24 protein-coding genes are annotated in these 21,191 nt (G+C 66.4%); 6 read left to right on the top strand and 18 right to left on the bottom strand.

Translation table 11 applies throughout. From position 1 onward, the window contains the following. Positions 1 to 24: 24 nt before the first annotated feature. From AC3A6B_RS11595 to AC3A6B_RS11570, 6 genes are all read left to right on the top strand, one after another. Positions 25 to 1,383, top strand: coding sequence for a CHASE3 domain-containing protein (locus AC3A6B_RS11595; RefSeq protein ID WP_487836852.1), 1,359 nt, complete (start codon positions 25 to 27; stop codon positions 1,381 to 1,383). A 174-nt stretch (positions 1,384 to 1,557) separates the two neighbouring features. Beyond that, positions 1,558 to 1,719 carry a DUF1328 domain-containing protein gene (locus AC3A6B_RS11590; RefSeq protein ID WP_093105850.1) on the top strand — a complete coding sequence of 54 codons (162 nt, stop codon included), beginning with the start codon at positions 1,558 to 1,560 and terminating at the stop codon, positions 1,717 to 1,719. A gap of 55 nt (positions 1,720 to 1,774) precedes the next feature. Continuing rightward, positions 1,775 to 2,152: a hypothetical protein gene (locus AC3A6B_RS11585; RefSeq protein ID WP_487836851.1), complete on the top strand. Its 378-nt coding sequence runs from the start codon at positions 1,775 to 1,777 to the stop codon at positions 2,150 to 2,152. A 38-nt stretch (positions 2,153 to 2,190) separates the two neighbouring features. Then, entirely contained in the window at positions 2,191 to 2,568 is a 378-nt protein-coding gene (locus tag AC3A6B_RS11580) for a hypothetical protein (RefSeq protein ID WP_487836850.1), read from the top strand. Next, positions 2,558 to 2,998, top strand: a complete 441-nt coding sequence (locus AC3A6B_RS11575; protein WP_487836849.1) for a hypothetical protein — start codon at positions 2,558 to 2,560, stop codon at positions 2,996 to 2,998. The genes AC3A6B_RS11580 and AC3A6B_RS11575 overlap by 11 nt, the downstream gene beginning before the upstream one ends. Continuing rightward, on the top strand, positions 2,995 to 3,540 hold the full coding sequence (locus AC3A6B_RS11570) for a ferritin-like domain-containing protein (RefSeq protein ID WP_487836848.1): 546 nt from the start codon (positions 2,995 to 2,997) through the stop codon (positions 3,538 to 3,540). The genes AC3A6B_RS11575 and AC3A6B_RS11570 overlap by 4 nt, the downstream gene beginning before the upstream one ends. A 78-nt stretch (positions 3,541 to 3,618) precedes the next feature. On the opposite strand, the gene AC3A6B_RS11565 is transcribed toward AC3A6B_RS11570, so the two are convergent. From AC3A6B_RS11565 to AC3A6B_RS11480, 18 genes are all read right to left on the bottom strand, one after another. After that, complete coding sequence (locus AC3A6B_RS11565; protein ID WP_487836847.1) at positions 3,619 to 4,020, bottom strand: BON domain-containing protein; 402 nt, start codon at positions 4,018 to 4,020, stop codon at positions 3,619 to 3,621. 87 nt (positions 4,021 to 4,107) lie between these two features. Next, positions 4,108 to 4,305 (bottom strand): CsbD family protein, encoded by a 198-nt coding sequence (locus AC3A6B_RS11560; protein WP_126837375.1) that lies wholly within the window; start codon positions 4,303 to 4,305, stop codon positions 4,108 to 4,110. Between the two features lie 113 nt (positions 4,306 to 4,418). Continuing rightward, positions 4,419 to 5,246 (bottom strand): DUF429 domain-containing protein, encoded by an 828-nt coding sequence (locus AC3A6B_RS11555; RefSeq protein ID WP_487836846.1) that lies wholly within the window; start codon positions 5,244 to 5,246, stop codon positions 4,419 to 4,421. Between the two features lie 31 nt (positions 5,247 to 5,277). Continuing rightward, a complete protein-coding gene (locus AC3A6B_RS11550) occupies positions 5,278 to 5,700 on the bottom strand; it encodes a BLUF domain-containing protein (protein ID WP_487836845.1) in 423 nt (140 codons plus the stop codon). A gap of 5 nt (positions 5,701 to 5,705) precedes the next feature. Beyond that, on the bottom strand, positions 5,706 to 6,437 hold the full coding sequence (gene folE / locus AC3A6B_RS11545) for a GTP cyclohydrolase I (RefSeq protein WP_487836844.1): 732 nt from the start codon (positions 6,435 to 6,437) through the stop codon (positions 5,706 to 5,708). Positions 6,438 to 6,507: 70 nt separating this feature from the next. Then, a complete protein-coding gene (locus AC3A6B_RS11540) occupies positions 6,508 to 7,266 on the bottom strand; it encodes an endonuclease/exonuclease/phosphatase family protein (RefSeq protein WP_487836843.1) in 759 nt (252 codons plus the stop codon). Beyond that, entirely contained in the window at positions 7,263 to 7,730 is a 468-nt protein-coding gene (gene nudB / locus AC3A6B_RS11535; RefSeq protein WP_487836842.1) for a dihydroneopterin triphosphate diphosphatase, read from the bottom strand. Before nudB ends, AC3A6B_RS11540 begins: the two co-directional genes overlap by 4 nt. Positions 7,731 to 7,803: 73 nt before the next feature. Then, positions 7,804 to 9,609, bottom strand: a complete 1,806-nt coding sequence (gene aspS, locus AC3A6B_RS11530; RefSeq protein ID WP_487836841.1) for an aspartate--tRNA ligase — start codon at positions 9,607 to 9,609, stop codon at positions 7,804 to 7,806. 31 nt (positions 9,610 to 9,640) lie between these two features. Further along, entirely contained in the window at positions 9,641 to 10,261 is a 621-nt protein-coding gene (locus AC3A6B_RS11525) for a DUF502 domain-containing protein (protein WP_487836999.1), read from the bottom strand. Positions 10,262 to 10,277: 16 nt separating this feature from the next. Beyond that, positions 10,278 to 10,628 carry an FmdB family zinc ribbon protein gene (locus AC3A6B_RS11520; protein WP_487836840.1) on the bottom strand — a complete coding sequence of 117 codons (351 nt, stop codon included), beginning with the start codon at positions 10,626 to 10,628 and terminating at the stop codon, positions 10,278 to 10,280. 73 nt (positions 10,629 to 10,701) lie between these two features. Next, positions 10,702 to 12,150, bottom strand: coding sequence for a high affinity choline transporter 1 (locus AC3A6B_RS11515; RefSeq protein WP_487836839.1), 1,449 nt, complete (start codon positions 12,148 to 12,150; stop codon positions 10,702 to 10,704). A 14-nt stretch (positions 12,151 to 12,164) separates the two neighbouring features. After that, positions 12,165 to 13,730: a ubiquinone biosynthesis regulatory protein kinase UbiB gene (gene ubiB / locus AC3A6B_RS11510; protein ID WP_487836838.1), complete on the bottom strand. Its 1,566-nt coding sequence runs from the start codon at positions 13,728 to 13,730 to the stop codon at positions 12,165 to 12,167. Continuing rightward, positions 13,727 to 14,281 carry a ubiquinone biosynthesis accessory factor UbiJ gene (locus AC3A6B_RS11505; RefSeq protein WP_487836837.1) on the bottom strand — a complete coding sequence of 185 codons (555 nt, stop codon included), beginning with the start codon at positions 14,279 to 14,281 and terminating at the stop codon, positions 13,727 to 13,729. The genes ubiB and AC3A6B_RS11505 overlap by 4 nt, the downstream gene beginning before the upstream one ends. A gap of 192 nt (positions 14,282 to 14,473) precedes the next feature. Continuing rightward, positions 14,474 to 15,523, bottom strand: coding sequence for a Tim44 domain-containing protein (locus tag AC3A6B_RS11500; RefSeq protein WP_487836836.1), 1,050 nt, complete (start codon positions 15,521 to 15,523; stop codon positions 14,474 to 14,476). Positions 15,524 to 15,555: 32 nt separating this feature from the next. Then, the gene (gene ubiE / locus AC3A6B_RS11495) at positions 15,556 to 16,287 is read right to left on the bottom strand and encodes a bifunctional demethylmenaquinone methyltransferase/2-methoxy-6-polyprenyl-1,4-benzoquinol methylase UbiE (RefSeq protein WP_487836835.1); all 732 of its coding nucleotides are present in this window, start codon (positions 16,285 to 16,287) and stop codon (positions 15,556 to 15,558) included. A 100-nt stretch (positions 16,288 to 16,387) separates the two neighbouring features. Beyond that, positions 16,388 to 16,801 (bottom strand): gamma-butyrobetaine hydroxylase family protein, encoded by a 414-nt coding sequence (locus AC3A6B_RS11490; protein WP_487836834.1) that lies wholly within the window; start codon positions 16,799 to 16,801, stop codon positions 16,388 to 16,390. Beyond that, positions 16,801 to 17,241: an HIT family protein gene (locus AC3A6B_RS11485; protein ID WP_487836833.1), complete on the bottom strand. Its 441-nt coding sequence runs from the start codon at positions 17,239 to 17,241 to the stop codon at positions 16,801 to 16,803. The genes AC3A6B_RS11490 and AC3A6B_RS11485 overlap by 1 nt, the downstream gene beginning before the upstream one ends. Continuing rightward, positions 17,238 to 21,116: a DUF3683 domain-containing protein gene (locus AC3A6B_RS11480; protein WP_487836832.1), complete on the bottom strand. Its 3,879-nt coding sequence runs from the start codon at positions 21,114 to 21,116 to the stop codon at positions 17,238 to 17,240. Before AC3A6B_RS11480 ends, AC3A6B_RS11485 begins: the two co-directional genes overlap by 4 nt. Between the last annotated feature and the right edge of the window lie 75 nt (positions 21,117 to 21,191).

Below are 21,191 nucleotides of genomic sequence, written 5' to 3'. Positions count from 1 at the left end.
CCGCCCGCGTCTCGCGGAGACCCCATGCGCTGGTTAGCTTTCCCGAAGATGGCCCTCGGCCTCACGCTCGCGACGCTCGCCGCCCTCGTGCTCGTGGGCATCAACGAGGCGGGCTACCGCCAGTCGACCCGTGCGCTGACCGACGTCGGCGAGGCGCAGCGCGTGCGCCTGGTGCTCAACCAACTGCTGCAAAACATCATCGATGCCGAAACGGGCCAGCGCGGCTATCTGTTGACGGGGGAAGCGCGCTATCGCGAGCCGTATGACGTCGCCGTGAAGCAGGTGGATGGTCAACTGGCCGCCCTGCAGGTGCTCTATGCCGGGAAGCCCGCCGAGACTGCGCGCCTGACCCAGCTCTCGAAGCACGTCGCGCGCAAGCTCGCGGAGATGGACATGAGCGTGCGGCTGCGACGCGAGGGCAACGACGATGCCTGGAAGTTCGTCATCACGACCGACGTCGGCCGCGAGGAGATGGAAGCCATCCGCCAGCAAGCCGGCGAACTGATCTCGATCAGCAACGAGGCGCTGATGCTGGGGCAGGTCCAGATCGCGAAGTCGCTGCACTTCGCACGCATCGGCATCGGGCTGGTGGCGTTGGCTGGGCTTGTGGCCTTCTACCTGTACTTGCGCCAGACCCATGCGCTGCGCTCGGCCGGCGAGCGGCAGCAGGAGGCGCTGCAGCGCGAACGCAATGCCCTGGAGGACGAGGTGCGCGAACGCACCGCGACGCTGGCCGAGCTCGCCACTCACCTGCAGCAGGTGCGGGAAAACGAGCGCGGCTTCCTGGCGCGGGAGCTGCACGACGAGCTGGGCTCGCTGCTGACCGCGGCCAAGCTCGACGTGGCGCGCCTGAAGTCCCGGCTCGCCGACTTGCCGGACGCAATCCAGCGGCTGCAGCATCTGAACGAGCTCCTCAACAGCGGCATCGCACTCAAGCGCCGGATCATCGAAGACCTGAGACCCTCGTCGCTGGCCAACCTCGGGCTCGTCGCTTCGCTCGAAATCCTCGGCCGCGAATTCGCCGAGCGCTCGGGGATGGAAATCGAGATGGTGCTCGAGCCGGTGGTGCTCAACGAAGCAGATCAGCTCACCATCTATCGCATGGTCCAGGAAAGCCTGACCAACATCAGCAAGTACGCCCAGGCGACCGAAGCCAGCATCGTCATGAAGAACTACGGCAACCACGTGATCGTGGAAGTCGCCGACAACGGCAAGGGCTTCGACGTCCGCCGCACCGGGCCTTCATCCCATGGCCTGGCAGGCATGCGGCATCGCGTCGAGGCTGCCAAGGGCAAGCTCACCGTTTCGTCGGCGATCGGCCGGGGAACGCGCCTGAGCGCGATGCTCCCCGCCTCCCAGGCTGCTTCCTCCAAAGTAGCCTGAATACGCGGCTCGAGAGCGGGCCGGCCGTGATTCGACCCTCTCCTACGCCCCCAGGCCGCTGCTGCTGACAGGCCTTCGGCGCCCCCCCACTTAACGTGAATCCCCACACCGTTTTCAACCTCGGAACCGGCCGCCATTCACAACGACGAGACCATCCTCCAAAAGGAGTTCAACATGTTGTACTACGCAGTCGTATTCCTGGTCATCGCCCTGATCGCCGCGCTGTTCGGCTTCGGCGGCATCGCAGCCAGCGCCGTCGGCATCGCGAAAATACTTTTCGTGATCTTCATCGTCCTGGCCCTGGCCAGCTTTATCGCGGGCTTGATGCGACGATGACAGCGTCGTTACGATGAGCAGGTTCTTACAACAATCTCCCGGAAGGACTATTTTCATGAACACACCCACCAAGACCCCTTCGCAGATCGCCGAAGAGGCGCGCCAGACCGCCGCTGACGCCATCGACACCACGCGCGCCTACGCGCAGAACGCAGTGAACGCCGCCGGAGAGAAGGTTCGTGACCTGCGCCGCGACGCGGAGCCCGCGGTGGAGCAGATCGCGGCACGTGTGCAGCAGGCGGTCCAGCGCGGCCTGGATGCCGCGTCGACAACCAGCGCGCGTGCGCAACGCCGCTTCGAGCAAGCCGCCGACGTCACGGGCAAGTACATCGCCGACCAGCCGGTTCGCTCCGTGCTTGTCGCCGCCGCAGCCGGCGCCGCCATCACGGCACTGATCGTCCTCGCTAGCCGCCGCAGCCGGGACGACTATTGATCTGAAATTCCGCCGCCTCCACCGCTGTCTGCAGCACCATGCTTCATCCCATTTTCTCCACGGTGCTAGGGCATCCGGGGTTGATTGCCGAACACCTCGGCAACTATGCGGCGTTGATCAAGGACGAGGCGGCTGAAGCGAGCCGGGGACTGATCGCGCGGGCCGTTGCGGGCGTGCTCGCGGCGGTGAGCGCGATGCTTGCCCTCGGCCTGATCGGCATGGCCATCATGCTCGGTGTGCTTCATGGCTTCCATTGGGTGCTGGTCATCGTCCCGGGCGTCGCAGTGCTCGTGGCCATCGTCTCAGCTTATTTCGCTTCGCGACCAAGCGAGTTTCATGGTTTCAACGATCTGAGGGCCCAACTCGACGCGGACGCGCGGGCGCTCCACATGGCGGGACAACGTCATGGGCGTTGAACGGCACGAATTGACGCCGCAGCAGAGGCTCGCGATCTCGCGCCGCGCCCTTGTTCATGAGCTCCGGGGCAGTGAAGCCGAGATCGAGGAACCCTCGCCGTCGGCCATGCAACGGCACACCGGCATCTTCGACCAAGTCCCCTGGATATCGATGGCGCGCAGGGTCACGCAGCGGTGGTGGCGCAGGCATCCGGCCAATGCGGTCGGCCAGCTGGCGCGGCCGCTGCTAGATCGTTATGCGCGCGAACAGCCGGTCAAGCTGATGGCCGCGGCGGCAGCTGCCGGCGCGCTGATCGTGCTGGCCAAACCCTGGCGGCTGCTGTCGATCACTGCGGTACTCGCTGCCGTCCTCAAGACCTCGGATGTGGCAGACATGGTGACGACGTTGATGCACAAGAACCCAAGCCCCCCACGAAAGGATTCGGAATGAATACGGCAATCAAGGAGCGTCCGGAACATCTGACGCTCGACCAAGCCGCGATCGATGCGGCCTCTCAGCATCTCGACGACGGCGCCGTGACGCCCAGCTACGGCCCGTGGCGCGACGACATCGTCAAGCTGCTCAATGACGCGCTGGCCACCGAACTGGTCTGCGTGCTGCGCTACAAGCGCCACTACTTCACCGCCAACGGCGTGGCCTCGCCGGCGATCGCCGAAGAGTTCCTCGTGCATGCGAACGAAGAGTCCGCCCATTCCGACAAGATCGCAGAACGCATCGTGCAGCTCGGGGGCGAGCCCGACTTCAATCCCAGGACATTGCTCGACCGCAGCCACGCCGAATACGACGAAGCCCTGGACCTGCAGGCCATGGTGCGGGCCAATCTGGTGGCCGAGCGCATCGCCATAGAGACCTATCGGCAGATGATCTCGCTCATCGGCGACAAGGACCCGACGACGCGCCGCATGCTCGAAGAAATTCTTACCGACGAAGAAGAGCACGCCGACGAGCTGAAGGACTGGCTCGGCCATTGAGCGCGGCGCAGGCAACCCAAGAAAAAGCCCGGTTATCCGGGCTTTTTCTTGGGTTGCGAGCGAGGCGAGGCGACCTGTCTACGACTTCACTTCCAGCTGGTTGTCGACCGAGGTGACGCCCTTCACGTTCTTGGCGATCTCTTCGGCACGCGACTTGGCCGCTGCGTTGGGCGCCGGTCCCTTGAGCATGACGATCCCGCCCTTGGTATCGACGTCAATCTTGATTGCGCTCAGGTCGGGGTCCTTTGCGAGGCCGGCCGAGACAGCGGCCGTGATCGAAGCGTCGTCGACGCTGGTCGCCACAGCGGCTCCCGCGTCCTTCGCGGCTTCCTTCGCCCCCGCAGCGGAAGACTCGGTCTTGGCCTTGGCGTCTGCACCGGCCCGCTCGGTCTTCGCGACAGCGGAATCCAGTTTTTCGCCCGCCGTCTCGTTGCTGCCCTTGTTGCAACCGCCGAGCGCCAGAGCGCCGCCCGCCAGCATGAGCGCCGCCAGCCAGGTCGGAGCACGTTTGAAAGTCGGATTGGGTTGGATCATCTGGAAAACTCCTGTCGATCGAATGAATAGGCGTCAGAGCTTGTCCGCGCCGCGCTTGATGGCGTCCTTGGCCTTCTCCTTGGCATCGCCATAGGTGCTTTGCACCTTGCCGCCGGCCTGCTCGACCACGCCTTCGCTCTGCAGCTTCTCGCTGCCGCCGACCTTGCCGGCCGCTTCCTTGAGCTTGCCCTTGGCTTGGTCGACGCGGCCTGCCACTTGGTCCTTGTTCATGTCGCTTCCTTTGCAAGATGGATGAACGAGTGGTTCGACCGAACCACTGAAACCAATCTAGCGAGCCCGACTGGCGATCGCGCGCCGAAGCCGGCTTGATCTGCTGTAGGACTTCAGGCGGTGAGAATCCAGCCTTCCAGTGGGTCCATCGCCGCCGGCAGGCCGTAGCCCGGACCGACGCTCGACTTGCGGGCCGCGCCCCAGGCGGCTTGCACGAGGCAGAGCACCGCGTCCATGCAATCGCCCTTGGCATCGGCCAGCAGTTGATCGCGCTCGACATCGCCGAGGAAGAGACGCAGGCCGAGGCGAGTGGAACCTCCTTCGAGCGCGACAAGCAGATCGACCCGCGCCATGCGCCGCTGCGCGCTTTGGCCAGCGGCAACGTCGCTCTTGTAGCTGCGCCGCCCGATCAGCTCGCGTGCGAGAAGCCCCGGATAGCCCTCCAGCGCAATACGCGCCATGCCACCGCTTGCCGGCACGTGCAGTCCCGGCAAGGCGGCACCTGCCGCGAGCAGCCGCGGCACGCCGGCGTGCAGCATGAAGGCGACCGGCGGGTTGATCCATTTCATCGAGGGACTGGAGCCCGCGGGGCCGTCCGTTGCGCGGTGCGCGAACTTCCCGCCGACGGGGCGCGCCGCGCAGAACGCAGCGAAGGTCTCACGAATCCCGGTGCGGCTCAGGCCGGCGTAGTGCGCGATGAGCGCCGGCCATTGCGGCGGCCATCCGAGCTGCGCGACCAGTTCGCGCGGCAGGCCGAAGGGAAAGTCGAAGGCGCCGACCCACTCGGGCGTGTCCGCCAGCCATTGGCGCCAGGCGTCGAGCGACGCGAAGCATTCGAGCCGCGAGAGCCGGACGCCGCCCTCCTGCGCGGCCCCGAGCGCGAGCACGATGGGCTTGCGCGAAGTCGGTGCGCTCGAGAAATCGCAGCCCAGCAGCAGCATGCCGAATGCAGCCTCGGCCGCCGCGCGCGGCTCAGTGCCGGCCGACGATGGCGGCGGTGGCCATCAGTTCCTCGAGCAGCGCAAGCGATACCTTGCCCGAGACCGAATAGGGGTCGAGCTCCGGCTTTTCCGAGTACTTGAGCAAGGTCGAGACGTTGAGCTTGGACAGGTTGACCTGCCCCATCGTCCAGCCGCCGAAACGGCGCTCGGAGATTTCTTCGTAGTGCAGCAGCACCACGTCCTTGTGGCGGGGATCCCGCTGGATGTGGCCGTACAGCTCGCTGATCGCCATGCGCCCGCCTTCGATGGCCTGCAGGAACACGCCTGCGCCGTAGCAAAGGATGCCTGTGATGCCGCATGCGGTATTGTGCGAACGCGATTGCGCGAGGATCGCTTCGATGGCGCCGGGACTGGTATCGACGGCGCGGCTCGCATAGAGAAGTCGTACGAGCATGGCGTTCAACTCCGGCGGGGAAGAAGGGAAAGGAATTCGCGCCGCAGGTTGGAGTCTTTCAGGAACGCGCCGCGCATCACCGAATTGATCATCTTGCTGTCCATCTCCTTGACGCCGCGCCACTGCATGCAGAAGTGCTCCGCCTCGACCACCAGCGCCAGGCCGTCGGGCTGCGTGCGCTCCTGGATCAGATCGGCCAGCTGAACCACGGCTTCTTCCTGGATCTGGGGCCGGCTCATCACCCACTCGGCCAGCCGCGCGTACTTCGACAGCCCGATCACGTTGGTCTGCTCGTTGGGCATGACACCGATCCACAGCTTGCCGATGATCGGGCAGAAATGGTGCGAGCAGGCGCTGCGCACCGTGATCGGGCCGACGATCATGAGCTCGTTCAGGTGCTCGGCATTCGGAAATTCGGTGAGCGAGGGCTGGGCCACGTAACGGCCCTTGAACACCTCGTTGACGTACATCTTCGCGACGCGACGAGCCGTGTTGTCGGTGTTGTGGTCGTTGTCCAGGTCGATCACCAGGCTTTCGAGCACACGCTTCATCTTGACTTCGACCTCGTCGAGCAGGCGCTCGAGTTCGCCGGGCTGGATGAACTCGGCGATGTTGTCGTTGGCATGGAAGCGCTTGCGGGCGGCCAGAAGGCGCTCGCGGATCTTCACGGATACGGGCGTGCCCTCGTCATCGGCCCCCTCGTCGGGGCGCTCTGCGGCGTCGGTTTTCCTTAGCATGGCGGCATCCTAACAGTGAATGTATCGAGGACGAATGACCCTGCAGCGCGCTTCCCGCCTGCGCGCAAAGCTATTGTTTTGATAGCACGAAATCCGTCACCAGCGGCAGGTGATCGGACATGCGCGCCCAGATCGGCCCGCGCGGCACCGTGGTGGCGACCGGCTCGACCTGGCGGCCGTAGATGAAGTCGAGCTGGGTCACCGGCAGGCGCGAGGGATAGGTCAGTGTGCGCGCTCCGCGCAGGTCGCTGGTGTCGCGCAGTCCCATGGCGTTCATCGCGTAGCGCATGCGCGCGCCCCAGTCGTTGAAATCGCCAGCCACGACCAGCGGCTCGCCGGGCGGAATCTCGCGCTCGATGAAATCCCGCAGCAGCGCCACCTGGCGCACGCGGCTGCCCTTGATGAGGCCCAGGTGCACCACGATGGCATGCACCGGCCGGCCCTCGACGTCGATCGCCACGTGCAGCAGCCCCCGCTGTTCGAAGCGATGGTCGGAGATGTCCTGGTGGGTCTTGCGCAGCACCGGCCAGCGGGTGAGCAGCGCGTTGCCGTGCTCGCCGTGCCGCGTGATGGCGTTGGTTTCGTAGACCGCCGTGTAGCCCTCGGGCGCGAGGAAGTCGGCCTGCGGCAGCTCGGGCCAGTGCCTGAAGCGGGCGGCGGCCTGCCGGTTCATCTTGCGCACTTCCTGCAGGCACACGATGTCGGCGTCGAGTTGCTCGATGGCATGGCCCAGGTTGTGGATTTCGAGGCGCCGCGTGGGGCCGATGCCTTGCACACCCTTGTGGATGTTGTAGGTCGCCACCCGGATGCTGTTGGTCGGCGCGTTCATTGCGCAAATTGTGGCAGCAGCAGGATCGCTTCGGCGTTCGAAGGGGAAAAACAGGCGTCGGCCGCCTCGCGGTAGGGCAGCCAGCGCCAGGCCGTGTGTTCGCGCGGGTCCAGGCGCGGCGTCAGGCGCTCGGGCACGCAGAGGCCGAACAGGTGCTCAGTGTTGTGGGTGACGCCCGGCGCATAGCGCGCGCGCCAGCGGGGGTAAATCTCGTAGATGTTCTGCAGCCGCCAGTCGCGAAGCTGCGAGGCGAGCGCGCTGCCTTCGCCGCAATCGATGCCGGTCTCCTCGGCTACCTCGCGCGCCGCGGTCAGCGCGAGCGGCTCTTCGGCCAGGTCCTTGCTGCCGGTGACCGACTGCCAGAAGTCATCCGCGTCGGCACGCCGGATCAGCAGCACGTCGAGCGCCGGCGTGTGGATCACGACCAGCACCGACTCGGGAATCTTCCAGGGCCGCCCGTTCACTCACCAACCTTCGCGCCGCGCGCTTCGGTATTCACCTTGGGGGCGGCCCGGTGGCTCATGCGCCCCGGTCCGCTCAGGCGACCAGCTGGGCGTTGCGCAGCCGGATGTGCAGCTCGCGCAGCTGCTTCTCGTCGACCGGGCTCGGCGCCTGCGTCAACAGGTCCTGCGCGCGCTGGGTCTTGGGGAAGGCGATCACGTCGCGGATCGACTCCGCGCCGCTCAAGAGCATCACCAGCCGGTCCAGGCCGATCGCGATGCCGCCGTGCGGCGGTGCGCCGTACTGCAGCGCGTCGAGCAGGAAGCCGAACTTGTTCTGGGCGTCCTCGGCACTGATCTTGAGCGCGCGGAACACCTTGCTCTGCACCTCCTCGCGGTGGATACGCACCGAGCCGCCGCCCATCTCGATGCCGTTGAGCACCATGTCATAGGCCTTGGCGATGCACTTTTCGGGCGCGGTATCCATGAGGTCTTCATGGCCGTCCTTCGGCGCGGTGAAGGGATGGTGCACGGCCGACCAGCGCTGGCCTTCCTCGTCGAACTCGAACATCGGGAAGTCGACCACCCACAGCGGCGCCCAGCGGTCTTCGAACAGGCCGTTCTTGCGGCCGAAGGCGCTGTGGCCGATCTTCACGCGCAACGCGCCGATGGCGTCGTTGACGATCTTTTCCTTGTCGGCGCCGAAGAACAGGATGTCGCCGTTGCGCGCACCAGTGCGCGCGATGATTTCGGCCAGCGAGGCATCGTTGAGGTTCTTGACGATCGGGCTCTGCAGGCCCTCGCGTCCCTGCGCCGCGTCGTTGACCTTGATGTAGGCCAGACCCTTGGCGCCGTAGATCTTGACGAACTCGGTGTAGGCATCGATGTCGCCGCGCGACAGGCCGCCCTCGGCGCCGCCGCCGGGCACGCGCAGCGCCGCCACGCGGCCGCCGGGGGTGCCGGCGGCCTGCGCGAAGACCTTGAACTCGACGTTGCGCATCACGTCGGTCAGTTCGGTGAATTCGAGCTTGACGCGCAGGTCGGGCTTGTCGGAGCCGTACTTGAACATCGCGTCCGCATAGCTCATGACCGGGAACGGCGGCAGCTCGACTTCGGCGGCCGCGCGGAACACCTTGCGGATCATGCCTTCGAACATCTCGCGAATCTCTTCCTCGGCCATGAACGAGGTTTCGATGTCGATCTGCGTGAACTCGGGCTGGCGGTCGGCGCGCAGGTCTTCGTCGCGGAAGCACTTGACGATCTGATAGTAGCGATCGTAGCCGGCCACCATCAGCAGCTGCTTGAAGAGCTGGGGCGACTGCGGCAACGCGAAAAAGCAGCCGTCGTGCACGCGGCTCGGCACCAAGTAGTCGCGCGCGCCTTCGGGCGTCGACTTGCCGAGCATCGGCGTCTCGATGTCGATAAAGCCGTTGGCGTCGAGGAACTTGCGCACCTCCATCGTGACCTTGTAGCGCAGCATCATGTTGCGCTGCATCGCGGGGCGGCGCAGATCCAGCACGCGGTGCGTGAGGCGGGTGGTTTCCGAGAGGTTGTCGTCGTCCAGCAGGAAGGGCGGCGTGACGGAAGGATTGAGCACCTTCATCTCCTGGCACAGCACTTCGACCTTGCCGCTCTTCAGGTTCTCGTTGACCGTGCCCTCGGGCCGCGCGCGAACCAGGCCGGTGACCTGTACGCAGAACTCGTTGCGCAGGCCTTCGGCGGTGGCGAAGGTGGCAGCGCGATCGGGGTCGCACACCACCTGCACGTAGCCTTCGCGGTCGCGCAGGTCGATAAAGATCACGCCGCCGTGGTCGCGGCGGCGGTTAACCCACCCGCACAGGGTGACGGTTTGGCCCAGCAGGGCTTCGGTCACGAGACCGCTGTAGTGAGAACGCATGGCCATAGGTGGATTCCGGCGCCGACAGTGGCGCGTTTTATTTGATCGCGATGGTTGCGGGGCCGCCGGGAACGACCACGCCCATCGACACGATGTACTTGAGCGCGTCGTCCACGCTCATCTTGAGTTCGATGCAGTCGCTGCGCTTGAGCATCACGAAATAGCCGCCCGTCGGGTTGGGCGTGGTCGGCACGTAGACGCTGAGGTAGTCGCCTCCGCCGAGGTGTTCCACCACGTCGCTGCCGGGCGCCCCGGTCACGAACGCGATGGTCCACACGCCTTCGCGCGGCCATTGCACCATCACCGCGGTGCGGAAGGCATTGCCGTTCTCGGAGAACAGCGTGTCCGATACCTGCTTGACGCTGGAGTAGATCGAGCGCACCACCGGAATGCGGCGAACCACGGCGTCGCCCCATCCCAGCAGGCGCTTGCCGACGAAATTGCTGGCGATCGCGCCGACCGCCAGCAGGATCGCCAGCGTCAACAGCACGCCCAGGCCGCGCACCTTGTGGTCGTACAGCCACTTCTGCCACGCTTCCGGCAGCAGCCACAGCGTCTGGTCGAGTGTGCCGATGATCCAGTTCAGCACGCCGAGCGTGATGGCCAGCGGCACGATGACCAGCAAGCCGGAAAGCAGCCATTTGCGCAGCGCGAGCATGGTGTATCGGCTCAAGTCAGTCGCTCTTGGCGGCGGCAGGCGCCGGAGCCGGTGCGGGAGATGCGGCAGGGGCAGCGGCCGCTGCTGCCGGCGCACCCGAGGTGTCGGCAGGCTTGGCGGCAGCCCCGTCGGCCGGCGCGCCCGCGTCGCCGGCGCCCTTTTCAGCGCCCTTCTTGTTGCCTGCGCCGTCGCGGAAATCGGTCACATACCAGCCCGATCCCTTGAGCTGGAAGCCGGCGGCGGTGAGCTGCTTGCTGAACGCGCTGGCATGGCAGTTCGGGCACTCCGTCAAGGGCGCATCGGACAGTTTCTGCAGCACGTCCTTGGCAAAGCCGCAGGCGCTGCATTTGTAGGCGTAGATTGGCATGGGTTGGGGGGCGCGGATGAGCGGCCGGCGGCCGCTCGCAAAGCCCTCGATTATAAGCGCCGCCCCTCCCGGCTCAGGCGGGGTCGACAGCCAGCGGCCGGTGCGGCGTGCGGGTGTTGGAGACCCACTGCGGCGCCAGCGAACCGGCGAACATGCCGGCGAAGGCCGCCAGCACACCGGCGAGCTGCGCCGGGAACTGCTCGCCCCAGGGCATGGCCAGGAACAGAAGCCAGACCCCGATGCCCAGCACCACCGCCGCGATGGCGCCTTGGGTCGTCGCGCGCTGCCAGTACAAGCCGCAGACCAGCGGCACGAAGGCGCCCACCAGCGGCACCTGGTAGGCACCCGAGACCAGCTCGTAGATCGGCGTGCCCTGCATGCGGATCGCATAGGCGAGCACCGCGGCGCTAAAGAGCAGCACCGTGATGCGCATCGTCATCAGGTTGGATTTGTCGCTGCCCGCCGGGCGGAACTGGCGCCAGATGTTCTCGGTGAAGGTCACGCTCGGCGCCAGCAGGGTGGCCGAGGCCGTCGACTTGATGGCCGACAGCAGCGCGCCGAAGAAGAACACCTGCATCACGAAGGGCATCTTCTCGAGCACCAGCGTCGGCAGCACCTTTTGCGGATCTTCCTTCAGCAGCGTCGCGGTCTGCTCCGGCATGATCAGGAGCGCGCTCGCGACCAGGAACATCGGCACGGCGGCGAACAGGATGTAGGCGATGCCGCCGATCACGGGCCCGCGCGTCGAGGCCTTCACGCTGTTGGCCGACATGACGCGCTGGAACACGTCCTGCTGCGGGATCGAGCCGAGCATCATGGTGATCGCGGCCGCGAAGAAGAAGACCATGTCCTTGAAATTCGGCTCCGGCCAGAAGCGGAACAGGTCCTTGCTGGAAGCGAAGGCGATGACCTTGTCGGCGCCGCCGGCCATGTTGCCGGCGAACATGGCGATCACCGCCAGGCCCAGCACCAGGATGATCATCTGGATGAAGTCTGTCACCGCCACCGACCACATGCCGCCGAAGAGCGTGTAGGCCAGGATCGAGACCACGCCGATCACCATGCCGATCGGGATGCTGATGACGCCGCCCGAGAGCAGGTTGAACACCAGCCCCAGCGCCGTGACCTGCGCCGACACCCAGCCGAGGTAGCTCAGCATGATGATCAGCGAGCAGGCGACCTCGATCGTGCGGCCGAAGCGCTCGCGGTAGTAGTCGCTGATGGTGAGCAGCGTCATGCGGTAGAGCTTGCCGGCGAAGAAGAGCCCGACCAGGATCAGGCAGGTGCCGGCGCCGAACGGGTCTTCCACCACGCCGTTCAGGCCCCCTTCGATGAACTTGGCAGGGATGCCGAGCACGGTTTCGGAGCCGAACCAGGTGGCGAAGGTCGTGGTCACGATCATGTAGAGCGGCAGATGGCGCCCGGCGATCGCGAAGTCGGTGGTGTTCTTCACGCGCTTGGCCGCATACAGGCCGACGGCGATCGTGAGCAGCAGGTAGACGATGACCAGGGTCAGCAGCACGACGAAATCTCCTCTCAGAAAAGACGCACGCGCACCAGCACCTGCATCGCGATCAACCCCAATACAAAACCTATGCCACCGTAGATGATGGCTTGCAGAAGCCGGTTGGTCCGCTTTTGAGCGGCCAGCAGTTCGATCAGTTCGCGCCGGTGGTCGGCCGGCCGATTTTCCAGGAAATCGTGCAGAAGCCGAGGCAGCTGGGGCAGCAGCTTGGCGTAGCGCGGCGCCTCGGCGCGCAGCTGCTCCAGCAGCTTGCGCGGGCCGATCTGGTCGCTCATCCACTTCTCGAGGAAGGGCTTGGCCGTGTGCCAGAGGTCCAGCTCGGGATCGAGCTGGCGGCCCAGGCCCTCGATGTTGAGCAGGGTCTTCTGCAGCAGCACCAGCTGCGGCTGGATCTCGACATGGAAGCGGCGCGAGGTCTGGAACAGGCGCATCAGGACCATGCCGAGCGAGATCTCCTTCAGCGGCCGGTCGAAGTAAGGCTCGCACACGGTGCGGATCGCGCCCTCGAGCTCGTCGATGCGCGTGCCCTCCGGCACCCAGCCGCTCTCGAGGTGCAGCTCGGCCACGCGCTTGTAGTCGCGCCTGAAGAAGGCGGCGAAGTTCTGCGCCAAATACTCCTTGTCGGACTCGGTCAGCGTGCCGATGATGCCGAAGTCCAGCGAGATGTAGCGCCCGAAAGTGGCCGGATCCAGGCTGACCTGGATGTTGCCCGGATGCATGTCGGCATGGAAGAAGCCGTCGCGGAACACCTGCGTGAAGAAGATGGTGACGCCGTCGCGTGCCAGCTTCGGGATGTCGACCCCGGCGGCCCGCAGGCGGTCGAGCTGAGCAATGGGCACGCCCTTCATGCGCTCCATCACGATCACCTCGGGATGGCAGAAGTCCCAGAGCATCTCGGGAATCATCACCAGTTCGAGCTTGCTCATGTTGCGCCGCAACTGGGCGGCGTTGGCGGCCTCGCGCACCAGGTCGAGCTCGTCGTGCAGGTACTTGTCGAACTCTGCGACCACCTCGCGCGGCTTGAGCCGCTTAGCGTCGGTCGACAATCCTTCCACCCAGGCGGCCATCATGGCCATGAGCTCCAGGTCCTTCTCGATCACGCTGCGCATGCCGGGCCGCAGCACCTTGACCGCGACCTCGCGCACGGCGCCGCCGGAATCGCGGATGGTCGCGAAATGCACCTGCGCGATCGAGGCGCTGGCCACCGGCGTCTCGTCGAACTGCACGAAGATCTCGCCGACCGGCCGGCGGAAGGCGCGCTCGATGGTCGCGATCGCCACCTTCGAATCGAAGGGCGGCACGCGGTCCTGCAGCCAGGCCAGCTCGTCCGCGATGTCGGACGGCAGCAGGTCGCGCCGCGTCGACAGCACCTGCCCGAACTTCACGAAGATCGGCCCCAGGCTCTCCAGCGCCTCGCGCAGGCGCTGGCCGCGCGGCGCGTCGAGATTGCGGCCGACGGAGACGACGCGCGCCACCACGCGCAGCCAGGGTTTCTGGAAGCTCGTGAGCACAAGCTCGTCGAGGCCGTAGCGCAGCGCGACCAGGACGATGACGATGCCGCGGTAGAAACGCCTCATTCGGGGCCTGCGGGCCCGGCGGCCTTGCCGCCGCGCTCACCGACGAACTGCCGCAGTGCCGCCACCACGCGCCGGGCGCCGGTGGCAATGGTGTGGGCGGGAACGTCGCCGATCAGGCGCGCCAGGTCATCCTCGACGTCCCAGCGCACGTGGTCGACCAGCCAGTTGACCTCGGCCGCCAGTTGCACGTCGCCTTCGATGCGCACCGGCGGCTTGTCGCCGCGAAACGCGGCCCGCGCGAGGCCGAATGGGGATTCCTCGGTCACCGCGAGCGTGAGCTCGGAGAGGGCGTCCGCGGGCGCCAGGTCAAGCAGGCCGGCCGGCGTGGCCACGAACTTCATCGTGACGAAGCGCCATTCGAACTGGACCACACGCCCTTGCTGGCGCATCAGCCGCTGCTGAGCCTCGGGTTCCTGCTGCAGCACGTGGTTGAGAAACAGCACGGCGCGGTGCTGGACCTCGTGGACGACCCAATCCGGCGGCTGCAGGCGGCTGCCGACGCGGTTGACGAAGTCCTCGAGAAAAGAAAATGGGGACGATGGTGTGACCATGTCCCCATTATTCCCGATGAACTATTTGCCCCCGGCTTTTCACTGCGCTTCGCTCCGTGTAACTCCACCCCCGGAGGGGCTGAAGCCCGCAGCTCCAAGCCTGCTTGCGCAGGCTTGGACGGGCTGAAGGGGCGCCGCCTCCGGCGGCGACTCGGGGCGCGGCCCGGCGGGCGGCCGCCGGGCAGGTCTCTCTTACTGCAGGGCTTGCACGCCCGCCACCAGCCAGCCGCTCGTGCCGCTGGTCGGCTTTGTCATGTTCCAGACCTCGCGGAAGGGGCTCGGGCCGGAGGACACGTCCTCGCGGATCATGCCGGAGAACTCGACGCTGGCCAGGTAGGCATCGGGCAGTTCCTCGATGCCCAGCAGCTTGGCGTCCAGCATCACGACCTCGGTCTTGTTCGGCTGGCCGCCCGTGTGGTTCTCGCGCTCGGCCAGCTGCTGGCGGATCTCGCCGACCATGCCGTCGGTCATCATCGAACGCAGGGTGCCGATGTCGGCGCGGTCCCAGGCGTCCTGAAGCGTCACGAAGTTGCGCTTGGCAGCAGCGAGGAAGCCGTCGGCATCGAAGCCGGCCGGAATGCCCCAGGACTGCGCACCGCCCAAGGCGGAACCGATCAGGCTGCCGCCGGCCGCTGCCGCGCCCGCCATCGACGAACCGCCGGTGCTGCGCTCGGCCGGGTGGTCGGGCTGCTGTGCCGAGCTGGCATCGAAGGCGGCGGTGTTGTGCTCCCACGGACGGGCGGAGGCGTCGTTGCCGACGTTGTTCGGGCTGTACTGCGAAGGCGCTGTCGCGTTGGCGGGATGGCCCGCGCCCTGGAAGGCGAAGCCGCCGCTGCGCGATGCGCCGTTGGCACGCGAGCGCGCCGCGAAGATGCGCCACACGACCACCGCCGCGACCACCAGCAGGAGGATCAGCAGGACATTGCCGAAGGCTGCGCCCAGGCCGAGCGAGTGCGCAAGCCAGGCCAGGCCGAGGCCGGCGGCCAGGCCGCCGAGCATGCCGGCCCACGGACGCTTGGGTGCCGCCGCAGCGGGCGCGGCCGCGGCCGGCTTGGCCGCAGCGCTGTTGACGTTCTGTGCGGGGGCGCCAGGCGTGGCCGGCGCAGTGGGCGTGGCTTCACGCTGCGTCACGTTGCCCGACTGCTTGCCGACCGACTTTCCGCCGCCCAGGCGGCGTGCGTCGGCATCGATGCTCACGGCCGCCAGCGCACACACCAGCAAAACGGACCAAAAACTTTTCATGACGTCTCCTCTTTCGGCAAAAAATTACTTCATCAGCACTTGATTCCAACATGCAGGGCGACGACGCCACCGGTCATGTTGTGATAGTCCACATGTCCGAAACCGCCCTCTTTCATGAGGGTCTTGAGCTCCTCCTGCGAGGGATGCATCCGGATCGACTCGGCCAGGTAGCGGTAGCTCGCATCGTCGCCCGCCACCACCTTGCCGAGCAGCGGCAGCACCTTGAACGAATACCAGTCGTAGGCCTTCGAAAGCGGCTTGGCGACTTTGGAGAACTCGAGCACCAGCAGCTTGCCGCGCGGCTTGAGCACGCGGTTCATTTCCTTCAGCGCAAGATCCTTGTGCGTCATGTTGCGCAGGCCGAAGGCGACGCTCACGACATCGAAGTGATCGTCGGGGAAGGGCAGCTTCTCGGCATCGCAAACCAGCGTGGGCAGCGCGACGCCGGCATCGAGCAAGCGGTCGCGGCCGGTGCGCAGCATGGCTTCGTTGATGTCGGTGTGCACCACCTCGCCGCTCATGCCCACCTTCTTCGCGAAGGCCAGCGCGAGGTCGCCGGTGCCGCCCGCGATGTCGAGCACCTTCGAGCCCTCGCCCACATTGGCGACCATGATCGTGTAGGCCTTCCAGGCACGGTGCAGGCCTGCCGACATCAGGTCGTTCATGAGGTCGTAGCGCGTCGCGACCGAGTCGAACACGCCGCGCACGCGCTGCGCCTTGTCGCTTTCCTCGACCGTCTCGAAACCGAAATGGGTACTGCTCATGCACCCGATGTTAGGCCGGAAGCGTTCACATCAAGCCGACGACCCCGCGACGACGGCGGTCATTCGTTGCTTTCGGCCGAAGGACGGCGCGCCCGACCGTTTAGTGGCTGCCGCAGGCGTGGCCGCCCTTGTCGGCCATCGGCGCGTCGCGGTCGACGCCCGCCGCGGCCAGACGCCGCTCGTACTCGGCCCAGAGTTCGTCCTGCTTGGCGCCCAGCTCGTACAGAAGGTCCCACGAGAAGATGCCGGTGTCGTGGCCGTCGGAGAAGCTCGGCTGCACCGCGTAGTTGCCGACCGGCTGCAGGTCCAGCAGCCCGACGTTGCGCTTGCCGGTCTGCAACACCTCCTGGCCCGGCCCGTGCCCCTGCACTTCCGCCGAGGGCGAATAGATGCGCATCAGCTCGAAGGGGATGCGGAAGGTGGCGCCGTCGGAAAAACCGACCTCCAGCACGCGCGACTGGTTGTGCACGGTGATCGATTGCGGCGTCGGTGCGCCGGCTTGCAAACCTGCCATCAAAAACTCCTAGTCGCCAGGCGCTGGACCATCTCGCGTTCCAGCGCCGGTAGTTTGACCTCGATTCCGGCCTCGCGTTCCGGATCGCGCTCGCGCTGCACTTCGGCCCAGACCGAGCCCGGAAAGCGTGGGTCCCAATCGAAGCGCGCGATCACGTGCCAGTGCAGGTGCGGCACCATGTTGCCCAGGGCCGCGAGGTTGATCTTGACCGGCGCCAGCGCATCGCGCAGGCTTTGTTCGACCACGGTCACGGCTTCCATGCACAGCGCGCGGTCTTGGGCGCTCAGGTCGGACCACTCGGCCACGTGGTCTTTCCAGACCACGCGATAGAACGCAGGAAAGCCCGCTTCCGCCGCATGGATGACGCGAAACTTCGCCGCCTCGAAAACCAAGCGGCCGCCGGTGTCGTCGCACAAAGGACAGCCCGCGACGGCACTCATACCAGCACGCGCTCGATGCCGCCCTGGTTTGCCGCCGCAACGTACTCGGGCATCCAGTCGTCGCCGAGGATCTTGTTGGCCATCTCGACCACGATGTAGTCGGCCTCGAGCAGGCCGTTGTTCAGGTCGTTGCCGTAGCGGCTCAGGCCCTGCAGGCAGCTCGGGCAGCTGGTGAGGATCTTGACGTTGGCCTTGGGCGCGACCATGCCGCTGTCGCGCAGTGCGGCCTCGCCCTTCTTCAGCTCCTCCTCCTTGCGGAAGCGGATCTGCGTCGAGATGTCCGGGCGCGTCACGCCGAGCGTGCCGGATTCGCCGCAGCAGCGGTCGTTCTTGAGGACCTGGTCGCCGACTAGCGCCCTCACCGTCTTCAGCGGGTCCTGCAGCTTCATCGGGCTGTGGCAGGGGTCGTGGTACAGGTAACCCCCAACGCCAGCGTCGCCGAGCGTGATGCCCTTCTCGAGCAGGTACTCGTGGATGTCGATGATCCGGCAGCCCGGGAAGATCTTGTCGAACTGGTAGCCCTGCAGCTGGTCGTAGCAGGTGCCGCAGCTCACCACCACGGTCTTGATGTCGAGGTAGTTCAGCGTGTTGGCCACGCGGTGGAAGAGCACGCGGTTGTCCGTGATCATCTTCTCCGCCTTGTCGTACTGGCCGCTGCCGCGCTGGGGGTAGCCGCAGCAGAGGTAGCCGGGCGGCAGCACGGTCTGCACGCCGGCGTGCCACAGCATCGCCTGCGTGGCCAGTCCCACCTGCGAAAAAAGACGCTCCGAGCCGCAACCCGGGAAATAGAACACTGCCTCGGTCTCGGAGGTGGTCGCCTTCGGGTTGCGGATGATCGGCACGTAGTCGGCATCCTCGATGTCGAGCAGCGCGCGCGCGGTCTGCTTGGGCAAGCCGCCCGGCATCTTCTTGTTGATGAAGTGGATCACCTGCTCCTTGACCGGCGCCGGGCCCAACGTCGCCGGCGGGGCCGCGGTCTGTTTCTTCGCGAGGCCGCGCAGCAGGTCGTTGGCCAGGCGCTGCGCCTTGAAGCCGATGTCGACCATGCCGGTGCGCATCATCTTGATGGTCTGCGGATTGGTGGCGTTGAGGAAGAACATCGCCGCCGCATTGCCGGGACGGAAGGACTTCTGGCCCATCTTGCGCAGCAGGTTGCGCATGTTCATCGACACGTCGCCGAAGTCGATGTCGACCGGGCACGGCGTCAGGCACTTGTGGCACACCGTGCAGTGGTCGGCCACGTCCTCGAACTCTTCCCAATGCTTGATGCTGACGCCGCGCCGGGTCTGTTCCTCGTACAGGAAAGCCTCGACCAGCAGCGAGGTCGCGAGGATCTTGTTGCGTGGCGAGTAGAGCAGGTTGGCACGCGGCACGTGGGTCGCACACACCGGCTTGCACTTGCCGCAGCGCAGGCAGTCCTTCACGCTGTCGGCAATGGCGCCGATGTCGCTCTGCTGCATGATCAGCGACTCGTGGCCCATGAGGCCGAAGCTCGGCGTGTAGGCGTTGGTCAGGTCGGCATGCAGCGGGCCGCCGTCGCCGATCATCGGACGCAGCAGCTTGCCCTTGTTGAAGCGCCCTTCCGGGTCGACCCGCTTCTTGTAGTCGGTGAAAGGCTGCAGTTCTTCGTCGGAAAGGAATTCGAGCTTGGTGATGCCGATGCCGTGCTCGCCCGAGATCACGCCGTCGAGGCTGCGCGCCAGAACCATGATGCGGGCCACCGCGGCATGCGCAGTCTGCAGCATCTCGTAGTTGTCGCTGTTGACTGGGATGTTGGTGTGCACGTTGCCGTCGCCGGCGTGCATGTGCAGCGCGATCCAGACGCGGCCCTTGAGCACGCGCTGGTGGATCGCATTGCACTCGGCCAGGATCGGCGCGAACTCGGCGCCGCTGAAGATGGCCGCAAGCGGCGCGCGGATCTGCGTTCTCCAGCTCGCGCGCAGGGAATGGTCCTGCAGCTGCGGGAACAGCGTGTCCACCTGCTCCAGCCAGCCGCGCCAGAGCGCGCGCACCTCGCGCACCAGCGCCAGCGCCTGCGCGACGCGGTCTTCGAGCAGCTCGGCCGACGCAATCTCGCTGGCATCGTCGCTCTTGCCGAGCGGCAGGTTGCCGCGCGTGAAGAAGGCCTCGAGCTCGTCGGCGAGCGCGAGCTTGTTCTGAAGCGAGAGCTCGATGTTGATGCGCTCGATGCCGTCGGTGTACTCGGCCATGCGCGGCAGCGGGATCACCACGTCCTCATTGATCTTGAAGGCGTTGGTGTGCTTGCTGATCGCAGCCGTGCGCTTGCGGTCGAGCCAGAACTTCTTGCGCGCCTCGGGGCTGATCGCGATGAAGCCCTCGCCGCTGCGCGAGTTGGCAATGCGCACCACTTCGGAGGTGACGCGCGCGACCGCATCGGCATCGTCGCCGGCGATGTCGCCGAACAGCACCATCTTCGGCAGGCCGCCGTGCTTCTTGGACTTGGTCGCGTAGCCGACCGCCTTGAGGTAGCGGTCGTCCAGGTGCTCCAGGCCTGCCAGCAGCACACCGGAGCGCTTCTGCTCGGCGAACATGAAATCCTTGATCTCGACGATGCTGGGTACCGCGTCCTTGGCATTGCCGAAGAACTCCAGGCAGACCGTGCGCGTGTGCGCCGGCATGCGGTGCACCACCCAGCGCGCGCTGGTGATGAGGCCGTCGCAGCCTTCCTTCTGGATGCCGGGCAGGCCCGAGAGGAACTTGTCGGTCACGTCCTTGCCCAGGCCTTCCTTGCGGAAGGTCTTGCCGACGATCTCGAGCCGCTCGTTGCGCAGCCGGGTCTTGCCGTCGGCCGCGAAGTACTGCAGCTCGAAGACGGCACTGTCGGCGTCGTGAATCTTGCCGAGGTTGTGGCCGATGCGCGTGACTTCCAGCCACTCGGCCTCGGGTGTCACCATGCGCCAGGAGGCCAGGTTGTCGAGCGCGGTGCCCCAGAGCACGGCCTTCTTGCCGCCCGCGTTCATCGCGACATTGCCGCCGACGCAGGAGGCTTCGGCCGAGGTGGGGTCGACCGCGAACACGAAGCCCGCGCGCTCGGCGGCATCGGCCACCCGCTGCGTGACCACGCCGGCTTCGGTCCAGACGGTGGGCACCGGAGCCTCGAGGCCGGGCAGCGAGACCATCTCGACCTCGGTCATGGCCTCGAGCTTCTCGGTGTTGATGACGGCGCTATTCCAGGTCAGCGGGATCGCGCCGCCGGTGTAGCCGGTGCCGCCGCCGCGCGGAATGATGGTGAGCCCCAGCTCGATGCAGCCCTTGACCAGCCCGGCCATCTCGGCCTCGGTGTCGGGCGTGAGCACGACGAAGGGGTATTCGACCCGCCAGTCGGTCGCATCCGTCACGTGCGACACGCGCGAGAGGCCGTCGAACTTGATGTTGTCCTTGGCCGTGAGCCGGCCCAGCGCGCGCGTGGCCTTGCGCCGGAGCGCCGCGACGTCGCGGAACATGGTGTCGAAGGCCTGCACCGCCTGGGCCACCAGCGCGGTGAGCTCGCCGACCAGCGCGTCGCGCTGCGCGGCCGCGTTCGGGGTGCGGCGCTTCTGCACCTCGGACAGGCGGTGGTTGAGCGCATCGACCAGCTGGCCGCGACGGCGCGGGTTGTCCAGCAGGTCGTCGACCAGATAGGGATTGCGCTGCACCACCCAGATGTCGCCCAGCACCTCGTAGAGCATGCGCGCCGAACGGCCGGTGCGGCGCTCGGCCCGCAGCGTCTGCAGCAGTTCCCAGCCGCGCTCGCCCAGGAGGCGGATCACGATCTCGCGATCGGAAAAACTCGTGTAGTTGTAAGGGATCTCACGCAGTCGCGCGGGCTCTTCGGCCTGCGACAACAACGCCGTCAACGCGGTCGGAGCATTCATCGGGGGAGTGGCCTCGGTCGGGCGCTGCGCGCCCATGAACCAGGGCGCTCGATTTTAAGTCAGGCCCGGGGGCCT

It is taken from the genome of Variovorax sp. Soil_C_33 (assembly GCF_057656935.1).
The sequence above is the reverse complement of the archived record's forward strand: the minus strand, read 5'-3'. Positions and strand labels throughout refer to the sequence as shown.